At 41.1% G+C, this 19,445-nt stretch carries 21 protein-coding genes; 7 read left to right on the top strand and 14 right to left on the bottom strand.

Annotation, left to right across the window (positions count from 1 at the left end; translation table 11 throughout):
- Nucleotides 1-122: 122 nt before the first annotated feature.
- From Q9G97_RS09370 to Q9G97_RS09355, 4 genes are all read left to right on the top strand, one after another.
- Entirely contained in the window at nt 123-548 is a 426-nt protein-coding gene (locus Q9G97_RS09370) for a DUF2177 family protein (RefSeq protein WP_305898590.1), read from the top strand.
- Nucleotides 549-726: 178 nt separating this feature from the next.
- Nucleotides 727-1,293, top strand: a complete 567-nt coding sequence (locus Q9G97_RS09365) for an acyl-CoA thioesterase (protein WP_201569714.1) — start codon at nt 727-729, stop codon at nt 1,291-1,293.
- A 339-nt stretch (nt 1,294-1,632) separates the two neighbouring features.
- The gene (locus Q9G97_RS09360) at nt 1,633-2,298 is read left to right on the top strand and encodes a DUF2059 domain-containing protein (RefSeq protein WP_305898589.1); all 666 of its coding nucleotides are present in this window, start codon (nt 1,633-1,635) and stop codon (nt 2,296-2,298) included.
- A gap of 95 nt (nt 2,299-2,393) precedes the next feature.
- Nucleotides 2,394-2,963 (top strand): DUF2059 domain-containing protein, encoded by a 570-nt coding sequence (locus tag Q9G97_RS09355; protein WP_305898588.1) that lies wholly within the window; start codon nt 2,394-2,396, stop codon nt 2,961-2,963.
- A gap of 138 nt (nt 2,964-3,101) precedes the next feature.
- Here the strand turns inward: Q9G97_RS09355 and dps are convergent, their stop codons facing one another.
- The gene (gene dps / locus Q9G97_RS09350) at nt 3,102-3,584 is read right to left on the bottom strand and encodes a DNA starvation/stationary phase protection protein Dps (protein ID WP_305898587.1); all 483 of its coding nucleotides are present in this window, start codon (nt 3,582-3,584) and stop codon (nt 3,102-3,104) included.
- Nucleotides 3,585-3,811: 227 nt separating this feature from the next.
- Nucleotides 3,812-4,231: a GFA family protein gene (locus Q9G97_RS09345; protein ID WP_305898586.1), complete on the bottom strand. Its 420-nt coding sequence runs from the start codon at nt 4,229-4,231 to the stop codon at nt 3,812-3,814.
- A 201-nt stretch (nt 4,232-4,432) separates the two neighbouring features.
- Between Q9G97_RS09345 and uvrB the strand changes: the two genes are divergently transcribed.
- Complete coding sequence (uvrB, locus tag Q9G97_RS09340) at nt 4,433-6,544, top strand: excinuclease ABC subunit UvrB (protein ID WP_305898585.1); 2,112 nt, start codon at nt 4,433-4,435, stop codon at nt 6,542-6,544.
- A 39-nt stretch (nt 6,545-6,583) separates the two neighbouring features.
- On the opposite strand, the gene Q9G97_RS09335 is transcribed toward uvrB, so the two are convergent.
- Both Q9G97_RS09335 and Q9G97_RS09330 read right to left on the bottom strand, forming a co-directional pair.
- On the bottom strand, nt 6,584-7,027 hold the full coding sequence (locus Q9G97_RS09335; RefSeq protein ID WP_305898584.1) for a hypothetical protein: 444 nt from the start codon (nt 7,025-7,027) through the stop codon (nt 6,584-6,586).
- A 24-nt stretch (nt 7,028-7,051) separates the two neighbouring features.
- Complete coding sequence (locus Q9G97_RS09330) at nt 7,052-8,173, bottom strand: hypothetical protein (protein WP_305898583.1); 1,122 nt, start codon at nt 8,171-8,173, stop codon at nt 7,052-7,054.
- Between the two features lie 536 nt (nt 8,174-8,709).
- On the opposite strand from Q9G97_RS09330, the gene Q9G97_RS09325 reads away from it, so the two are divergent.
- Nucleotides 8,710-9,090: a hypothetical protein gene (locus Q9G97_RS09325; protein ID WP_371747870.1), complete on the top strand. Its 381-nt coding sequence runs from the start codon at nt 8,710-8,712 to the stop codon at nt 9,088-9,090.
- Nucleotides 9,091-9,202: 112 nt separating this feature from the next.
- On the opposite strand, the gene Q9G97_RS09320 is transcribed toward Q9G97_RS09325, so the two are convergent.
- The 3 genes from Q9G97_RS09320 to Q9G97_RS09310 all read right to left on the bottom strand — a co-directional run bounded on the left by Q9G97_RS09320 (nt 9,203) and on the right by Q9G97_RS09310 (nt 10,800).
- Entirely contained in the window at nt 9,203-9,592 is a 390-nt protein-coding gene (locus tag Q9G97_RS09320) for a hypothetical protein (protein WP_305898582.1), read from the bottom strand.
- 208 nt (nt 9,593-9,800) lie between these two features.
- The gene (locus Q9G97_RS09315; RefSeq protein ID WP_305898581.1) at nt 9,801-10,190 is read right to left on the bottom strand and encodes a DUF6122 family protein; all 390 of its coding nucleotides are present in this window, start codon (nt 10,188-10,190) and stop codon (nt 9,801-9,803) included.
- A gap of 94 nt (nt 10,191-10,284) precedes the next feature.
- A complete protein-coding gene (locus Q9G97_RS09310) occupies nt 10,285-10,800 on the bottom strand; it encodes a hypothetical protein (RefSeq protein WP_305898580.1) in 516 nt (171 codons plus the stop codon).
- Nucleotides 10,801-11,089: 289 nt separating this feature from the next.
- Between Q9G97_RS09310 and recJ the strand changes: the two genes are divergently transcribed.
- Nucleotides 11,090-12,937 carry a single-stranded-DNA-specific exonuclease RecJ gene (recJ, locus tag Q9G97_RS09305; protein ID WP_305898579.1) on the top strand — a complete coding sequence of 616 codons (1,848 nt, stop codon included), beginning with the start codon at nt 11,090-11,092 and terminating at the stop codon, nt 12,935-12,937.
- A 66-nt stretch (nt 12,938-13,003) separates the two neighbouring features.
- Here recJ and Q9G97_RS09300 read toward each other — a convergent pair whose 3' ends face one another.
- The 7 genes from Q9G97_RS09300 to Q9G97_RS09270 all read right to left on the bottom strand — a co-directional run bounded on the left by Q9G97_RS09300 (nt 13,004) and on the right by Q9G97_RS09270 (nt 19,247).
- On the bottom strand, nt 13,004-13,666 hold the full coding sequence (locus Q9G97_RS09300; protein ID WP_201569702.1) for a trimeric intracellular cation channel family protein: 663 nt from the start codon (nt 13,664-13,666) through the stop codon (nt 13,004-13,006).
- Between the two features lie 182 nt (nt 13,667-13,848).
- Complete coding sequence (locus Q9G97_RS09295) at nt 13,849-14,676, bottom strand: trimeric intracellular cation channel family protein (RefSeq protein ID WP_305898578.1); 828 nt, start codon at nt 14,674-14,676, stop codon at nt 13,849-13,851.
- Nucleotides 14,677-14,718: 42 nt separating this feature from the next.
- A complete protein-coding gene (locus Q9G97_RS09290; protein ID WP_201569701.1) occupies nt 14,719-15,354 on the bottom strand; it encodes a trimeric intracellular cation channel family protein in 636 nt (211 codons plus the stop codon).
- Nucleotides 15,355-15,431: 77 nt separating this feature from the next.
- Nucleotides 15,432-16,541 (bottom strand): multidrug resistance efflux transporter family protein, encoded by a 1,110-nt coding sequence (locus Q9G97_RS09285; protein WP_305898577.1) that lies wholly within the window; start codon nt 16,539-16,541, stop codon nt 15,432-15,434.
- Between the two features lie 543 nt (nt 16,542-17,084).
- Nucleotides 17,085-17,906, bottom strand: coding sequence for a 2,3,4,5-tetrahydropyridine-2,6-dicarboxylate N-succinyltransferase (gene dapD, locus Q9G97_RS09280; RefSeq protein WP_201569699.1), 822 nt, complete (start codon nt 17,904-17,906; stop codon nt 17,085-17,087).
- 99 nt (nt 17,907-18,005) lie between these two features.
- Nucleotides 18,006-18,965 carry a lysophospholipase gene (locus Q9G97_RS09275; RefSeq protein ID WP_305898576.1) on the bottom strand — a complete coding sequence of 320 codons (960 nt, stop codon included), beginning with the start codon at nt 18,963-18,965 and terminating at the stop codon, nt 18,006-18,008.
- Nucleotides 18,966-19,085: 120 nt separating this feature from the next.
- Nucleotides 19,086-19,247: an amidohydrolase family protein gene (locus Q9G97_RS09270; RefSeq protein ID WP_305898575.1), complete on the bottom strand. Its 162-nt coding sequence runs from the start codon at nt 19,245-19,247 to the stop codon at nt 19,086-19,088.
- Between the last annotated feature and the right edge of the window lie 198 nt (nt 19,248-19,445).

Genomic DNA, 19,445 nt, shown 5'->3' with positions numbered 1-19,445 from the left:
AAAGCCATAACGATTACTAAGCATAAATTCGTCGTATTGAAGTACAGTTAAAACATTAATAAGACAGTCTAGGCACAGAGATAGTTGGAACCTGTGTTTAGTCATTATAAAAGGATATTGTTATGGGCTATACGTTTGTTTATCTTGTTGCCGTTGCTATGTTTTTAGGCGTCGACTTCGTCTGGCTGTCGACGATGAAAGGGGCTTTTTATGAAGAGCGTATAGGTCATCTTTTAGCGGATGAACCTAACATGATGGCTGCTGCCGTGTTCTATATGTTTTATATCTTAGCGCTATGTATTATCGTTCTCTATCCACAGATAAAAGCACAGGCTTCAATCGGGCATATTTTTCTATTGGGCGGTTTACTAGGCCTAATGGCCTATGGTACTTACGACTTTACTAATTTGGCGTTATATAAAGGCTTTACCCTTGATACTGCTTTGGTAGACTTTACTTGGGGTGGCATCTTAACAGGTACAGTTAGTGCTGGCACGGCTTGGTTAGCATACCGTTTCCGCTGGTTGCAGAAGCCTACTTCAGCTTAAGTGTTTTAGCTATAAATAAGAGCGGTTTAACTTAGGTTAAGCCGTTTTTTATGGCAGTTTCATTTGCGCAATATGGCGTCCTACTGTATAAATAATACTCAAAACAAGCTACTCTAGGTCTAGAGCTATAATTTGGCTAAGCATAGTCAAAATATAGCTAAAACAGGTAAGGAACATTATGTCACAAGCTAACACTTCAACCAGTGCCAAAAAAGCGCCACTCAATCATGAACTCTATATGTCAGTACTAATGACGCCTGATATGGCTAACTTCATTGGTAATGTCCATGGTGGTGATTTACTCAAAATGCTCGATCAGGTCGCATATGCTTGCGCTAGTCGTTATAGCGGTAGTTATGTCGTCACATTATCAGTCGATCAAGTCATGTTCCGCGAGCCTATCTATGTGGGTGAGCTGGTGACCTTTGCCGCTAGTGTCAATTATGTCGGCAGAACCTCGATGGAGGTGGGTATTCGTGTTGAGTCAGAAGATGTACGCGCACGGACCATTCGCCATACCAATAGCTGTTATTTTACGATGGTCGCAATCGACGATAATGGCAAGCCAACACCTATTCCGCCACTTGAAATAAAGAACCCTATGCAGCAATGCCGTTTTGATGCTGCTCTAGATCGTAAAAAGATGCATATGGAAGGATCAGCTCGTACTAGCTGTGAGATATCGACTATGGTTGGTGAATTGGTCAATGACCACGAAAAAAATACTGACAAAGACAGCATCTAAGTCTTTTATGATTGCAAACGCTCACTCGATAATTATTGATTAACTGGAATGTTACTAGTGTTTTGAATGCATTATTTTAGGCTAAGTTATTTTTGCCTATTTTATTGAGTCAAGTACGACTCTAAAGCCATCCGTCGCTAATCCGCACTTGCATACTAAACCTACCACATCAGTCTAATAGCGCTCGTAGAGTCAAGCTCGACAAAGCTCTGATAATCCTAGTCCTGATAATAAGAAAAAACATAGCTTTGATAATGTCAAAATTATAGTGTTAAAGCATTGATCGATGGTTTTATTTAATTAGCTAAGATATCAACCTTATAATAATGCGAGTAGGATATGAATTTTCATTTTAAAACTACATCATCAGTCGCTGTCATATCGATTGCAATGACACTAGCTCTAACTCAAGCCCATGCTGAATTAGTCATTAGCGAGCCAAATCAGAACTTTAGTAGCGCATTGCAAAATACTAGCTCACAAAGTCAAGTTTACCATACGCAATTTATTAACAGTCAATTGCCATCAGAGACATCTATCATCAAGCTGATGCAAGTGCTGCATATCGATGAGCAAATAACCGCTATTATCAACGGTCAGCAAGCCGCTATTGACGTGATTACTGCTCAAACCAATAATGCTAACAAGCAGAGCGCAGGTGATAAGTTAAATAAGCGTCAACGTGAGCTACAGACCAAAATCCAACAAATTTTAGGACAGTATGGAGAAATAATTACAGGGGGCGTTGATGAGGCAACTGACGTTGAGACAATGACTCAGGCTTACATTAGCGCGGCAAAAACGTACTATACTCAGGCAGAGGTCGATGCACAGATTGCATTTTATGATACACCGATAGGGCAAAGTATTTTGGATAAGCAGCCGCAAGTCACTGCTGCGTTTTTGCAGCAGTCGCTACCTAAAGATATGGATTTGAAAAAGACTAAAGAGCAGTTGAATGAGTTGATACCACAAATGAAGCAAATTATTAAAGATATATTATAAGATACAGGAGTGATTTTTTTATTTTTTGTATTTAAAGCTGATAGATAAAAATTAGTAATTAATAAATCTTTTGGAACTATAAGTTAGGCGAAAATATGAAATCTCTACTGAAAAACACTATGTTTGCTATGTCTTTGAGTATAAGCGCAATGATAGCGGTGCCAACCTTATCTGCACAAGCTGCTGTACCGACTGACAGCTCATTAATGCAACTCATCAAAGTAACAAAGACACTCGAGATGATGAATGATATGACTAGCAGTAGCGCGATGACTGAACAAGTCATGCAAGGTATGCTAGCGGCATTACCAAACAAAGAGCTAAATAAAAACGAGCAACAACAGTACGATGCTATTATAAGCAAATATAGCAAAGAGATATCTAGTAGCATGAATGTGCAAAGCTATAACCAGCAAATTATCGACCTTTATGTAGAGTCTGCAAAACAACACTTTAATCAGCAAGAAGTTGATGCGCAAGTCACTTTTTATAGCAGTGAAATAGGCCAGAGTATTATTGATAAACAGCCGGCTATGATGGCAGACTATATGAAGAAAATTACTTCACAAGTTATGCCTATTATGATGCAAGCGAGCATAGAAAAAATGCAGAGCATCATACCGCGTATGCAAGCAGATATTGAAGATCTAATGAGTGAAAAATAATAATGCTATAATGATTAATAGGTTTTAATCAATTATTTAAGCTTAACAAATGGATTAAGAAATAACAGATATAAAAAAAGTCACCCATTAAGGTGACTTTTTTATTTTTTACTCTGAGCTGTTATTACTAAACTTGGCTTATTTCTTTGGCGCGTTGGCACCGATGAACCAAGCATCTTTATCAACAATACGACTGGCTTCTGTGAATAAGTCAGCAGTATCTTCATCGCCAGCATCACCTGCCGCATCAATAGCTTCACGTAATTTGACAGCTACTTTTTTATAGCGGTTGGTTATTTCGCGAACATGATCATCAACTTCAGTGATATTGGTTGGATAGTCATCCAAAACAGAATCTTTAGCCACACGACGAGCTAAACCATTTGGCATACCGCCTAAAATGACGATACGCTCTGCGATAGCATCAGATACTTCGCGAATACGCTCAGCTGTGTCATCTAATAACTGATGTACACCGATGAAACCACTACCTTGCAAATTCCAATGGCACTGTTTGCCGTCTAGAGTTAAATCAATGACGTTAGCTAAATTAGCATTTAACAAATCGATCATTTTCTCAGCGGTTGCATCATCTATTCCACTTGCGTAACGTTCTCTCATATTATGCTCCGTTATTTATTAGAATTTAATTTTAGAATAATTATCTTGTTCTATTTCGTATCTATATTTCATAGGTCATACTCAATTTCAGTACCTATAATAGCAGCTTGTGTGAATGAGTAAACCCTAACGATTAGTCTTTGTTAGGTGGTCATGTAATAGCTTTGTTAATCGTGAAAAGCTTTGTAAATAGAGATAAGAGATTAATAGAATAATGCGCATAACTATTATTCAGGCGTCGTAATGCCTTTTTGCGCAAATTTATCAAATAATTGCTGCTGGGTTAAATTCTCGGTGTCATTAGCAAACTCATAATACTCTGGCTTTTTATCAATAAATATCTGACTCTCAAATTTTAAATTAGGTTGATCTTGGAATAGGCCTAATGAGAGCACGTAAGTCTCAGAGCCAAGCTGATGATAATAAAGGTTAGTGCCACAAGTATGACAAAACGCGCGCTCTGCCCAGTCTGATGAAGGGTAAACGGTCATAGACGCCTCACCTGCAATATCAGGTTTGCTATGACTATGTATAGCCATTAATGGACCGCTGCCCCAACGCCTGCACATACCGCAATGACAAGCTTCAAAAGTATTAATATCTTCTAGTTCAATCGTCACATTACCGCACAGACAATGACCTTTCATAATGCACTCCTTCAATGATTATTATTAACTACTTGCTTTGGACTATACCTAAGTTTTTGTAGATTTATTGCATGTTTTTGCAAGCGTTTGGTGATGATATTGACCTTTAAAAATCGCCCATTAACCCCATATTGTTATAAGCTTCAATGATAAAAGCTTCACTATATTTATCCTATTAAAAACGTCAGGAAGAAACTGCTTATGCGTATGCCCGAACCGCGTTCATCGCGTCAGTTAAATCAGTTGGCCACTCAGCTGCAAGGCGAAGCTGAAATCGTTGGTGTTAATGCGTCAGGTACGCAAATATCGAGTCGCGCTTTTGAGATGGTGACTGACTTTGAGCCTGCAGGCGATCAGCCGCAGGCTATAGAAAAGCTCGTAAAGGGTATTGATGCTGGAATGAAAGAGCAGCTTTTATTGGGAGTTACCGGCTCTGGTAAGACTTTTACCATGGCAAAGGTTATCTCTGAATGTCAGCGTCCAACTATTATTATGGCGCATAATAAAACGTTAGCCGCTCAGCTTTATGGTGAATTTAAAGCATTCTTTCCGAATAACGCGGTTGAGTATTTTGTCAGTTATTACGACTACTATCAGCCTGAAGCTTATGTGGCTGCCAGTGATACGTTTATTGAAAAAGACAGCGCAATTAACGATCATATCGATCAGATGCGTCTATCAGCTACGCGTGCGCTGCTTGAGCGTCGCGATGCGATTATCGTCGCCTCGGTATCTTGTATTTATGGTCTAGGCGATCCTGAGAGCTATCTAAAAATGCTGCTGCATATCGTAGTGGGTGATATGGTCGATCGTACCGCGATGATTAAGCGTTTGGTTGAGATGCAATATACCCGTAACGAGCTGGACTTTGGCCGTGGTACTTATCGTTTGCGCGGTGAGATATTGGATATCTATCCTGCAGAGTCTGAGCAGCTAGCGGTGCGCGTACATTTATTTGACAATGAAGTCGAGAAGATTTCTTGGTTTGATCCCTTAACGGGCAAGACGGTTCGCGGTGTGCCGCGCATTACGATTTATCCCAAGTCGCATTATGTGACCCCGCGCAATAAGCTAGATGCTGCGAGCAAAACGATTCGCGCAGAGCTGGAGCCGCGCTTAGAGTATTTCCGTGAGAATAATAAACTGATTGAAGCGCAGCGCCTTAAAGAACGTACGCAATATGATTTAGAGATGATTCAACAGCTTGGTTATTGCAATGGTATTGAAAACTACTCACAGCATCTATCAGGTCGTCCAGCAGGGGAAGCGCCACCAACGTTGTTTGATTATATTCCAGATGATGCTTTGCTGTTCCTCGATGAGTCGCATGTGACGGTATCGCAAGTGGGCGCGATGTATAAAGGCGATAGATCTCGTAAAGAAAACTTAGTTAATTACGGTTTTCGTTTGCCAAGTGCGATGGACAATCGCCCGATGAAGTTTGAAGAGTGGGAACGTATTAAGCCGACGACTATCTTTGTCAGTGCGACCCCTGCTGCTTATGAGCTGGAGCATAGCGAGCAAGTGGTCGAGCAGCTCGTACGTCCTACGGGTCTGATTGACCCTGAGATTGAAATCCGTCCAGTTCTAACGCAGGTCGATGATGTGTTATCCGAGATTACTAAGCGCAGTGCCAAAGATGAGCGAGTATTGATTACCACTTTGACCAAGCGTATGTCAGAGGATTTGACCAGCTATCTTAAAGAATACGATGTCAAAGTTGCCTATCTACATTCGGATATTGATACCGTTGAGCGCATGCAAATTATCCATGAATTGCGTACAGGCGTGCATGATGTGCTGGTCGGCATTAACTTGCTGCGTGAAGGGTTGGATATGCCTGAGGTGTCGCTAGTGGCGATATTTGATGCTGATAAAGAAGGCTTCTTACGCTCAGAGCGCGCCCTTATTCAGACTATCGGTCGTGCCGCGCGTCACTTAAATGGTAAAGCCATCCTCTATGCTGATCGTATTACTAACAGTATGCAGCGCGCGATTGAGGAAACTGATCGCCGCCGTGAAAAGCAAGTTGCCTTTAACCTTGAGCATAATATTACGCCAAGAGGCGCGCGTCGAAACGTCACGGATAAGATAGATACGGGTGAAGATCTGGATGCTAATGATAATCAAGCGATTCCCGTTAAGAGTAATCTGCCTAACGTCGATATCAGTATCTTGCGTAGTCCTGATCTATTGGCAAAAGAGATCAATCGCCTTGAGAAGCTAATGAAGCAATTCTCTCGTGATCTGAAGTTTGAGGATGCGGCGAAGACTCGTGATAAAGTGCTTGAGTTGAAAGCGCATCTGCTTTAGGGGTTTTAATCGGGGCGCACCTTGTGCCTAAACCTGTGTTTATTCATCTACACTGAAAAAATAGATGATGTTTTCTTGTATGCATCTATTTAAGGGTTTGGTGACGAAAAAAGAAGCTTCATCAGACTTTAATATTTTTCCTACAGTGCCACCGCCCTCTATTATATCTCCAATTTGAAAGGCTTTACCATCTATAGTTAACTCATGATTATTTAAATCGAAGGTTGTAGTGCCATGTTCAAATATCGGGTTCATTATATAAGTACCATTATAAGCCAGTAGACAGCCATCTTGATACAATAATGTTGCAGATGTTGCAGAAGCTGTTATAGGTGTTTGAGGATCTTGAGGAGGATAGCTAAAAAATAAACCAGCTCCTAGTTCAGCTTCGCTATAAGCACTAGGTACACTTGTGGTTTGGCAGCCTGTAGTCAATAATGTTGAAGCAAATAACACCAGTACAACGTATATTGTTTTAGTCATTGATCAATATCCTTTTACTAAATCTTAATATGGAGTAGTTAATAATTGAGCACCCGTATAATGAACAAACCTTAGAGGTGAGTACATTAGAGCAGCATTGCCGCTATTGCTTAGTACGCATGCACTTGCTATTCCATATGGCACAGAGCCATAAACTGGTCCCCCACTATCTCCTACTAGACAATTCAGTCCCTTACTTTCAATCCTAACAAAAGTACTGCCACAAGGTAAAGATGATGCGCATCCTTTATTGGCGCCACCAGATGCCGAATTATTAACATTCGCATAGGCAACATCTATTACATTGCCACAAGAAGTCCCCGTTGTCCGACCGTAATGACATAAATATGTGCCAACTTGGGCGCTTCTATAGGGATAAGCTTCTTCTGTATAGCTACTGATATCTGGATAATAGTATGGCAATGCTTTTACTGTTTTATCATTTGTCTCAAAAAATGCAAGATCATGATATTTACCAGAATCAGGATTTTTATCGTATCCTGTCAAGGTTAGCTGGTATATCTCATTATTTCGACCAACATAACGTGATTTTGTGCCAAGTTCCTTATTAAGCGTTCCACAATGGGCAGCTGCGATGACGCCAGCTACACCATTCTTTGTAGCTGGAAAGCCAGCTGTACACATAGGCTTGTTCGGATAAGAAGAGCTAACTGGTGATGTCTCTAAGAATCCCCCACCAATAAGACTTGTTGTTTTGACAGGACCATCATCGAATACTATCTCTGTTTCCATTCCTGATAATTTACTTAATTGCTGGTTGTTCAACCAGGACTGCTTTTTTGATTCATCAGGTTCATACACATAAATAGATATTATATCTTTTCTTGGGTTATAACCTAAACCTTGTATACCTTCGATACTCCTCATTAATCTTGAACTTTGATTCTGCAAAATGTTTTCAATTGATTTGAAGTTTCTAGGAGAATTAGCAACGACATCTATAGGTAGCTTATATTTTGCTGAAAGTTGATTAGACAAGGCTAGAATATCTTTTTCTAATCGTCCTTTCTTAGAGGTGCGAACTACAAGTTTGAATTCATTACCCTCGTTATCGAAATATATTCCTGCAATGTCATCTCCAAACTTTTCTTTTATCAGGCCGATAATTTCTTCTTGATCGGCCATGATTTTTAATCTGTAAGTTGCCTCCTGTATCGTAACATTATAGCTTTTAGAGTATTCAACAGCAGCCTTCTCAATAAAAGCATCATTTGCATTAACATTGAATGAAAAAGTAGAAAATGCGAGAAGTAACAAGATAGATTATTTATACATATTTTCCTTCCACTCATTTGGTTATTTGATTCTAAATCTAATAATACACAAATAATGTTCTAAAACTAAATTATTTTCTTACCATTTGTTCAAATTAAATGATTACATGAAATTTAAGATAGATTATAAATTTAAAATAATAAGGAACTTTTACTGAGATTTTTAAGTTCAAAAGTGTCCATATAGAGATGCTTAGTCGAATTTTAAATGAGCTATTTTTAAGGGTTTACTAGCTTAGATAAAATTTATCCCTTACCAACCATAAACGCACTTTTACACATTTCATCTTAAAAATTTATGTCCTTTCTTATACGATAAATAAGTATTAATTGGAGCTACTATAGCTTATCAGATTATGAATTTTAAACCATAAGGATATAATTATAATGGATGTCGCATCGTTATTTAAAAAAGGCGTAGAAAAACAATTATTGGATGTCGATGACTATATTTTTAAGCCTGAACGTATAGATATGGCGGTCGATAATGGAGACCTCAGCTGTGTGCTAAACAGTGATGGTAGTGTCAATATTTTTTATACCAAAGAAGGTATTACCGATGTGAGAGCTGCTGCTCGTAAGCACCCTTTTACCGCTTTTGATACTGAGCTGCATCACGGTATTTATGATGACGTTATTGAAGACATCGTCGATAGCGTGAATGACATTATTAGTAGTCATTCAAAATACTTCCGTATCAATAAAACATTACCGATGGCCGCAGCTCTAGGTAGCAATAACGTCATTACAGACGCCGATAAATACTAAATTTTTTAATAATTATTTCTGATGTAATGCTACTTTTATATAAAAAACCCCAGTACGTTATTTAAATAGCGTACTGGGGTTTTATTTGCTATCTAACTTTTTATTTTAATAGCTATTTAGTAAAACTGGCATAGCAAGTCTGTAATGATTTTGCCACGACGCGAGTGACTAGTTGGGTGCGATAGCTTGAGTCTATAGCCGCATTACCTAACTCCACGATAGTCACTTGCTGCGGCGCTTGCTCGCTTACACAGCCGCAAACATTAGTCTTTACCGCTTCTTGCTGTGCCTCAGTCATAGCAACGCTAGCGACGCGCCATGCGGTTTGCTTTTCAATCTGACTGCGGCATTGGTTATCAATAGCCGCTTTAAAAACATTCATACCGATCTCGTTAGCCGTACCAATAGCCGTGCCAGCGTTAGTATTGGCTCCTCCAGAAGTGGCGCAGCCCGTTAGAGCAAGTGTGGCAAGCATAGCGGTTGAAACGAGTAGTTTTTTCATAATTCTTTCCTGTTAATTGGATCAGTGAAATCGGATATTGACTCTAAAGCTTATAACACTAAACATTTTAATGTACTAGCAAAATTTGTGCTTATGATACATTTTATGGGTATAAATTGTCTATTGTATAGTGGCATAGATATTTAGATTATATCAACTCACTAATGCATATCCTAGACTATAAAGCAGCAGGAATAATGCTAATTTATTAATATCTAAACAGCTCAGCCAGCCAGAGTACTAACTCTTTAGCAGGCGCGTCAATCAAATATTGTGGGTAGCTAAGATAAGTTATTACACAGTCATTCAAATCAGTTAGCATATGCAATAGTAGTCCCAAACCTATTATATGATAAGGTTTTTTGAAGAACAGCAAGCCTACATAGACTAGCATCGCATAATAGGTGTGCAATGGATGAAAGTTAATGCTACAGCGATTGGGCGAGAATATAGGAGTGGCTAGCAAGTGATCCAAATCTACTAACATAGTCGCTAACAGTATCAGGTACACACGTTTATAGTCACTACGGAAAAACACATAGGCAATAATCAAAGGCATGCCGAAATGCAAAAAGTAATGCATAAGTGTCTGAGTCATAATATTTTCAATTTAAGGTTCTGCTGTAACCAAAATAAAACCAGCTAAGACAAATAGTCCTAGCTGGTTTTTTATCTAAAGTCATTGCTAAATTTTATACATTTTTGCCATGATCTCTTTGTTGAATCTCTTTGGCTAATTTATAGCACTCCTCAACATGATCGGTGGCAATCTTTTTAAAGATCATATAACCCATAGTCGCTGCGACTAGCTGACCACCAAGTGGAATAAATTTCGTTACTTGCTTGGCAGCGATACGACCACCAAAGCCTTGTACGGTCTTTTTAACGATACCGCGAGTCGCCATTAAGCCTGCAAAATCAACGGTACGATTTTTTAGCTCTTTCCAATGCACTTCACGCGATCCTAAATCTACAGCGCCTTGACGATCTTTGAGTAATCCGAAGCGCTCACTAATATCAGGAAGTAATTGGGTCAACATGCCTGCATCAACCGCAACATCAAAGAAGGGCACTGGTACAACGGCAACACCAGCAGAGTATTTAGCACGTTTTTTGACTAGAGCGATACATTCTTTTTTGACTTGTTCAAGATCTAGACTTGGATCTATAGTGTTCGGTAGTTTTTCAGCAGCTGGAGTGGTCTTCATTAATTTTTCCTTTATAAGTGATTTAATAATGACGTTATTTTAATAGGGTCATTGACTATTATTCATTCTAGGGATTTATGGGCATCATGCAATCATAGCTTTGTATCAAGATATAGGAGATTTGGCTATCTATGCACCGTTTTTGTAAACTATGTTTTTTATAAGTGCTATTAATCGCTGGCTGTCTTTTACCGACTGCTATTTTGAAACGTGTTACAACAGGATTCAATGAACACAGTCGCTATAAATTAGTATTGTGGCGCATTGCCAAAGTCAGTAGAATAGCTTCATGCTAAATTTAACCTCTAGATATACAGGCACTCGCATCGACGAGCTGCCCACCGCGCTACAACCCCTTGCTACTCACTCATTTACCCTTGCTCGCCTGTATGCTGGGCGTGGTATCTTGCAACCTGATGAGTTAGAAACAAGCCTATCAGGTCTACTATCTGCCCAGAAGCTACATGGTGTTGAGACCGCAGTAGCCTTATTAGATGTCGCTATTGATGAGGGTCAGCGGATCTTAATCGTAGGCGACTTCGATTGTGATGGGGCGACCAGCACCGCGCTGATGATGCGTGCCTTGAGCGCTATGGGCGCGACGGTTGATTACTTAGTGCCTGATCGCTTTAAGTACGGCTATGGCCTCACTCCTGAGATTGTTGAGCTGGGTATTGACACTTATCAGCCGCAGATGATCGTCACGGTAGATAACGGTATCTCAAGTACCGAGGGTGTCGCACGGGCGCAAGCGGATGGCATCACCGTTATTATCACCGATCATCATCTAACGACTAAACCTGTACCCCCTGCTGAGGCGGTGGTAAACCCCAATCAGCTTGATTGCACCTTTAGTAGTAAAGCATTGGTTGGGGTAGGCGTGGCGTTTTATGTATTAGGCCGTTTGGCCAAACTGCGCCGAGAAGCGGACAAGTCTACGGTACAAGTCAGCCGTTATTTGGACTTAGTCGCGCTGGGTACGATTGCGGATGTAGGCGTACTCGATAAGAATAATCGCATACTCGTGCATCACGGCCTAGCTGCTATTCGTCAAGGGCGTTGCTGTATAGGAATATTGGCGCTACTAGAGCAAGCGGGACGTGATCCCAAGCAATTGCATGCGCAAGATTTTGGTTTTGTATTAGGGCCACGTATTAATGCCGCAGGGCGCATGGATAATATGCGCGTCGGTATTGAATGCCTGCTTACCGATGATTGGGGCACCGCTCAGCGTCTCGCGCACGAGCTGGAGCTACTTAATCGTGATCGACGTAAGGTTGAAGGTGAGATGCGTAGTCAAGCGGATAGTATCGTTGACGCTTTAGCTGCTGACAGTAGGGTTCATAGTCAGTCTAATGATGAGCAAGATGATTTGTTAAACGGTAACTTTGATAGCATTATTGTTGAACAAGCTGACCAAGAGGTACCCGATACTAGCGCAAGTGATAAGCGTAGTATTGTGCTGTATCAAGACAACTGGCATCAAGGCGTTATTGGTATTGTCGCTGGTCGTTTAAAAGAGTCGCACTATCGACCGAGTATCGTTTTTGCACCTGCTAATGTCGAGCGTACTGGCGCTAACGATGCAATTAAAGGGTCAGCGCGTTCTATCGCAGGCGTGCATATTCGTGATGCTATTGAGCAAGTTGCTGAGCAGCATCCAAATTTAATCAGTCACTTTGGCGGTCATGCGATGGCAGCAGGCTTGACCTTAAAGCGTAGCAACTTTGAGGGCTTTGTTAGCGCCTTTAATGAGGTCATGAGCACCCTTGATAATGAGGTATTTGCTGAGCAAAAATATACCGATGGGCAACTGCAAGCGCAGGACTTTAGCTTAGGGTTTGCCGATGGTCTAGCGGATGCTAGTGTTTGGGGTCATGGCTTTGCGCCACCGATATTTGACGGGGTGTTCGAAGTGCTCAGCTTTAAAGTACTCAAAGACAAGCATCTGAAATTATCGCTGCACTATCCTGATGTGCAATATCCTATCGATGCTATCTATTTCAATTACGATAGCAAAGCTTGGGATTATCGAGCCGAGCAAGTACATATATTATTTGAGCTGGATATCAATGAGTGGAATGGAAAACAAAACTTACAGCTGATGGTGAAGGATTTAGCGGTTATTGCTGACTAACCCTGCTGATAAGCTTAAGTAGAATATGTTATAAAAAGCGTCACCTCTTAAAGAAGTGGCGCTTTTTTAATACTTCCATGAAATCTTTGGGAACTGCCAATCATAACGAATGGCTAGCATCCTTATGATAAAAATAGTCGCCATAGTAGAGATATCTGTTACCCATTCAGTCACGCCTAAGTTATATAAGGCAAAATATAAAATACCGCCAGCTAATGCGGCACTGATATAAATCTCTTGTTGCAGCACTAGCGGAATCTCATTGCAAATCATATCGCGAATGATACCCCCTACAATGATGGTAATTACACCAAGCAGCAGCGCTACTGGAACGGTAGCACCCATACTATCGGCAACTTTAATACCTATCAAAGTAAAAGCAGAGAGACCTATCGTATCAGTGAGCTTGAGAAACGTATCGACGCGTTTTAGATTAGCATGAAAGAATATTTGCGTTATCAAAGAGGCTATAGTGATAACCAGCAAGTAACTCATATCCACCATCCAAAACAGAGGATGCCGATCTAAGATGACATCGCGCACAGTACCACCGCCAATAGCGGTTACAATAGACACTAGCAGACAACCAAAAACATCAAAGTTTTTATGCTTAGCTAGTATGGTACCTGAAACACTACAAGCCACAATACCTATCATATCGAATAAATATAATAAGGAGCGCGGATCAAAGGTGGTAATCAATATAGGGTCTAATGCGATAGTCGGCATAGAGCAGTCTCTCTGAGATTTTGTTATTATTGAACGCTATACCACTGCATGATAATGCTTAGACAATCTATGTCTACACACTGCTAACGATGTATTAGAATAATGACTAGGGCGTTTTGAATCATTAAAGCGCCCTTTTTTTGATCGACATTTTTTAAACAACATTAGGCACGTTCTAAAGGCTATAAATTATGCTTTTTTATCAAGCCAATATCTGGAAAGTGCCAATCATAACGCACTGCCAGCATACGTATCACAAAGATGGTTAGCATGGTTGTTGACTCCGTAACCCAAGAGGTGATGACCATACCTTCCATAATAAAATAAACGATACCGCCGATAATAGCTGCGGTGACATAAATCTCACGCTGCAATACCAGCGGAATCTCATTACAGAGCATATCGCGAATCACAGTACCAAACAAAATATTGAGTACCCCAAGCAAAATACAAACAGGAATATTCGCGCCCATCTCTTGCGCCACCTGAATACCAATTAAGGTAAAGATCGCTAGCGCTAATCCGTCAAACAGCTTCAGTAAACCATCGACGTGACGCGCTTTTGGATTACAAAACATCTGAAAGCCCACCGAAGTAATAGTGATAATCAACAGATAATTCATATTCACCATCCAAAATAGGGGATAGCGATCGAGAATGATATCACGCGCGGTAGGGCCACTAATAGCGGCAATCATCGCCACTAATATACAGCCGAATACATCGAATTTTTTGAATTTAGCTAAGATAGTTCCCGAGACGCTACAGGCAAAAATACCAAACATCTCAAGCCAAAACATAAATGAGGTGGGCTCAAAGCGAGTCACAAACTCAGGAGTAAGAGCGAGCGGGATTTCAGCAAGTTTATCGACAGCTGGAGCAATAGTAGCGGAAGCAGAGGTTAAAGTGGTGCTGATTGGGGCAGATAATATATCAAAAGATTTACCAAATAAAGTGATGCAGCAAGCGTTGAGCCAGGCATAAAGATTGACACTGATAATACTGATCATAAGCGTTCACGTAGAAAACCCACAAGGACAATTGAGCTGATGTCAGTTGACCAAGCGGATGGAGGGAAGATGCCAATCAAAGCGCAGTGCAAGTATCCGCACCGCAAAGATGACGCCAAGCATAATAAATTCGTTCAAGCTGGAGTTGATACCGTAATGCGCTAATAATAGGTAGGTCACTGATCCTGCGATACTAGCAGAGATATAGATCTCACGTTGCAACAGTAGTGGTAACTCATTACAGATAATATCGCGCAAGAGGCCACCCAAAATAGCAGTCCATACACCCATCATAATCGCAATAACAGGCGATAAGTCTTGATTGAGCGCAATCTTAAAGCCAATAACGCTAAAAGCGGCCAGACCAATCGCATCGAATAGATTGAGCATATTATCGATTTTAGGAGAAAGATGAAAGAATATTTGTACGACAAGTGAGCTAATGGTGATCACCAACACATAATTGAGATCGGTCATCCAAAATAGCGGATGACGATCCAGCGCCATATCGCGTAGTGTGCCGCCACCAATAGCGTTGACCATAGCCACTAAGATGCAACCTGCGATATCAAAACCTTTATGCTGCGCCAGCAAGGTGCCGGCAACTGCACAAGCAATAATACCAATCATATCTAGTAAATATAGCAAAATATCAGGAAAAATTAAATTATTGGTCATAATGATTTTCTGGTAGCTTTTTGCGTAGATGAGGGGTGTTGAATCAATAGTTAACAATCTAAATGAGCTAATGCAAATCAGCCGTCTTTAGCAAATAATATTAGTCCTATGATAATCAGGGCAATACCTAGTAGTCCCATCGCTGATGGTAAGGCATTGTTCAGCAATAACATCCCACCGATCAGCGCAAATATCACTTCACTGGCTTGGGTCGAGTCTACGCCAGCGACTTCGCTCGACGTCACAGCACGTTCGCGAGCATATAAGAAGATACTGGTGGCGCCAACCCCTGCTAATAATGCTACCAGCAAGGTATTAAATAGTTGCGCGCTATCAGGTAGTTTTGGGTGCACTATAATGCCTAAAACGAGCCAAAATGGCAAACTACCAAGGGTCATCAACCACACTTTATTAAAAGCGTTTTGTAATAGGTCGGTGTCGATAGCAGGAATACGGCTAATCAGCTTTTGTAATGGCGATTGAGTTGGTATAGCAGCGTGAATAGCGTTGTTACGAGGCGTGATACTTGAATTATTCAAATGATCATCACCAAAATCCTGATTAACAGAGTTTTCATGAGCTTTGTGGCGTTCGGCATTTTGCATACGCGTATTATAGGACACTTGCCAAACCAGCTGATTGCCAATCGGGTAGCAAAAAGCAGCCAGCAATGCAGGCAGGGCACCAAAGAGGAGCATATCTGTCATCGATACCGTAGCAGCTATATCTACGGCCTCAGCAGCGTGCAGACCTTCACTAACGTTAACTAGTAATACGCCTAAGAATACCAAGAAGGCATAGATAATAAACTTTTTATCAAAGCGTTGACCAAAGGCTAATAGCACAAGCAAGCTGGTAACCACAGTGAACATAAAAGTTGCCGCAACCACCCAGCCTGCGACATGATCAGCGGCGTAGCAAATACCCGTATAGAACACACCAAAACCGATACTGCCCGTAATACACCAAAACTTCCAGTGTGCAAAAAAGATAGTGGTTAGCGCTCTAATACGTCCAAAACCGTGTTGCATCGTAATAATGACAGTGAGCATCAACCACATAAACAAGTAACGCAAACTGGCTGACCAAAACCAATGACCACCAGCCGAACTCATAGCTTCATTTAGGATAAAGGTAGAACTAAACAGCGCTCCTGCTAATAAACCTAATAAGATCAGTTTGATCATTACTGCACCCTTGCGCTTGTAGCTTTGAAGTATTTTTGATTTTTAATTATTTAGGGTCTGTTTGATCATTCGACCGTGGCACTGACAGAGACTATTTTTTTAGGCGCTTCGCAGATAAAAATTGTAAGTTTAGTCATTCTAAGCGTCTATTTTTAGCAATGAAGCGGCAAAAAAGAGTCCTGTCCCACTCGAGCACAGCTCTCGTCTTGCGAACGGGCAAAGCAGTGCTTTGCTCGATCCGTTCTCAGGGCTGATGCTAAAATCGCTCTATTCGTTGTAACCGTCTAACTAAAATCAGCTAGCTAAGGCATCTGCATTACCTGCAATTTTTACTTAGACTAGAACCATTTTAGCTATCAGCAGTGCCCTCTTGTGAATGTTCAACAGACCCTATTCTAAGCCAAGTAAAACGGTTGCAGATTAGCGCTCTTAATCTGATATTTCGCCTTTATAACATGAAAGCAGCGTCCTCGTCTAAAAAAAAGGTACTTAGAATAATCTAAGTACCTTTTGATAATCAGCTATGACTTATCTTAATTTGAACTACGCCAAACGTAATAACTCATTAACTGATGTCTTAGCACGGGTTTGCGCATCGACTTTTTTGACGATGATAGCAGCATATAAACTATGTGTGCCATCTTCTGAAGGTAAGCTACCAGGCACTACTACTGAGCCTGCTGGCACGCGACCACGATGAATCTCGCCCGTCTCACGGTCGTAAATTTTGGTTGATTGACCAATGTAGACGCCCATAGAGATGACCGCGCCTTCTTCAACGATCACACCTTCAACGATCTCAGAGCGCGCGCCGATGAAGCAATTGTCCTCAATAATAGTAGGGTTGGCTTGTAAGGGTTCTAATACACCACCGATGCCGACACCGCCTGATAGATGGACGTTTTTACCGATTTGCGCACATGAGCCAACCGTCGCCCAAGTATCTACCATCGCGCCTTGATCGACATACGCACCGATATTGACATAAGACGGCATTAGTACTGCGCCTGCTGCGATGTAAGAGCCTTTGCGGGCGACTGCTGGCGGTACGACGCGCACGCCAGCTTCTTTGAACTGTGCTTCAGTCCAGTCAGCAAACTTAGTCGGTACTTTGTCATAGAACTGTACGTGGTCACCAGCGGCTTGAACATAATTGTCATTTAGGCGAAATGATAATAAAACCGCTTTTTTGGCCCATTGATTGACAACCCATTCGCCATCTTTCTTTTCAGCGACTCGCAAGCTACCGTTATCTAGCTGCTCAAGCACTTGCTCGATAGCACTACGTACATCCTGTGGCATGGTAGTTGGACTATACTCGTTGCGGTTTTCAAAAGCTTGTTCGATGGTCTGTTGTAATGACATAAAAATCCTTGAAAAGTTATTAAGTAAAATTTTGACTAAATGCAGGCTTATTGTCGCTAATTTAGCCGTCTTTAGCAAATTGCGTCATAGAATAAGGGCTTACTCTGAGTGACTTACTTCGTCTAACCAGTTTAAAATATCTTGATAAACGATAGTTTTTTCTTGCTCATGTAAGGGCTCATGACGCATATTAGGATACAGCTGACTGCTCACTTTGCTAAAGCCTTGATTTTGTAAGCGCTTAACCACAGCACGTATACCGCGAGCCATATTACCGATAGGATCGTTTTTACCGCTGACAAATAGCAGTGGAAAGTCTTGGTTAAAGGTAGTTGCCCAACCTTTATTCAGCCCTGATTGCATCAATGAAAATAAAGTCAAAAAGCCATTATTAGTAAATTCAAAACCCGTAAGGGGATCGGCCTCGTACGCGGCGATATTAGCTTCGTTTTTGCTTAACCAAGCGAAAGATGATGATGAGCTGCGATCTAGTAGTTTACTATTGAGTAGCTTATTCATCGTCTCAGCAAATAGCGTATTAGGCTTTTTGGGAGCGGCCTTTGCCAGTATTTTATTGACAGGTAATATGAGCTTGATGAGAGGGTTAGTATCCGCTGTGCCCATAAGGATCGCCCCTGAAAAGTCATGGGAATGGTGCTTGAGCACCGTACGCACGATAAACGAACCCATTGAATGACCCATAATAAAATGTGGCACATCAGGGTGACGCGACTTGATGCTATCCGCCATGATGATAGCGTCTTTTAATAACGACTGCATCGGATGCTCATGACCGAAAAACCCCAGCTCATCTTCTGACTTGACGGTCTGCCCGTGACCTAGCTGGTCATAGGTAACAACAGCGATACCATTGTCTGCTAAAAACTGGGCAAATTCAGTATAGCGACCACTATGCTCTGCCATACCATGCACGATAAGCAGTGTTGCTTTTACTTTGCTATCTTTTGTAGTATCCGCGGGCTTAGCAGCGGGCTCAAAAAAGGTATGATGCAGATAATGACTGTTATCTGAGGAGGTGATTTGCTCGGTTGTACTCATAAAAGATTCCTAAAATCTTGCAATCAATAAAATTTAAAAAGAGTTATAGTTACGTCTCTATAGATAGGACTATAAACCATCTTTCAAACGATTATAGCTGTTTTTATCTATTCTATCGTATTAGCGCTGATAAATCGTTTTACCTTCTTTAATGGTCTGCATCACTTTGACGTCTTTTAGCTTACTTGGCTCAATCGTTAATGGATTGGCGTCCAAAATAACCAAGTCAGCGAGTTTACCTACGGTTAAAGACCCTTTGCAGTCACTATCGCAATCAGGCACTGGTGCTAGATACGGCTGACTAAAGTAGGCGGTCTTACCTTGCGGTGAGCCGTCAGCGATAATCTTAGTCCCTTGTACTTTGAAGCCGTTTTGATAGTTTTTCCAGACAAAGTCATTATCGGCTAAATTCTCATCTAAGTCGCTAACGCCAGCTAGGGATACTAAGTCAATTTTGAGCTTGCCTGCATCTGCTTGTGA

Source organism: Psychrobacter sp. M13, assembly GCF_030718935.1.
Lineage (GTDB): Bacteria > Pseudomonadota > Gammaproteobacteria > Pseudomonadales > Moraxellaceae > Psychrobacter > Psychrobacter immobilis_G.
Note: the sequence above shows the minus strand (reverse complement) of the source record. Positions and strands in the feature narration are given on the sequence as shown.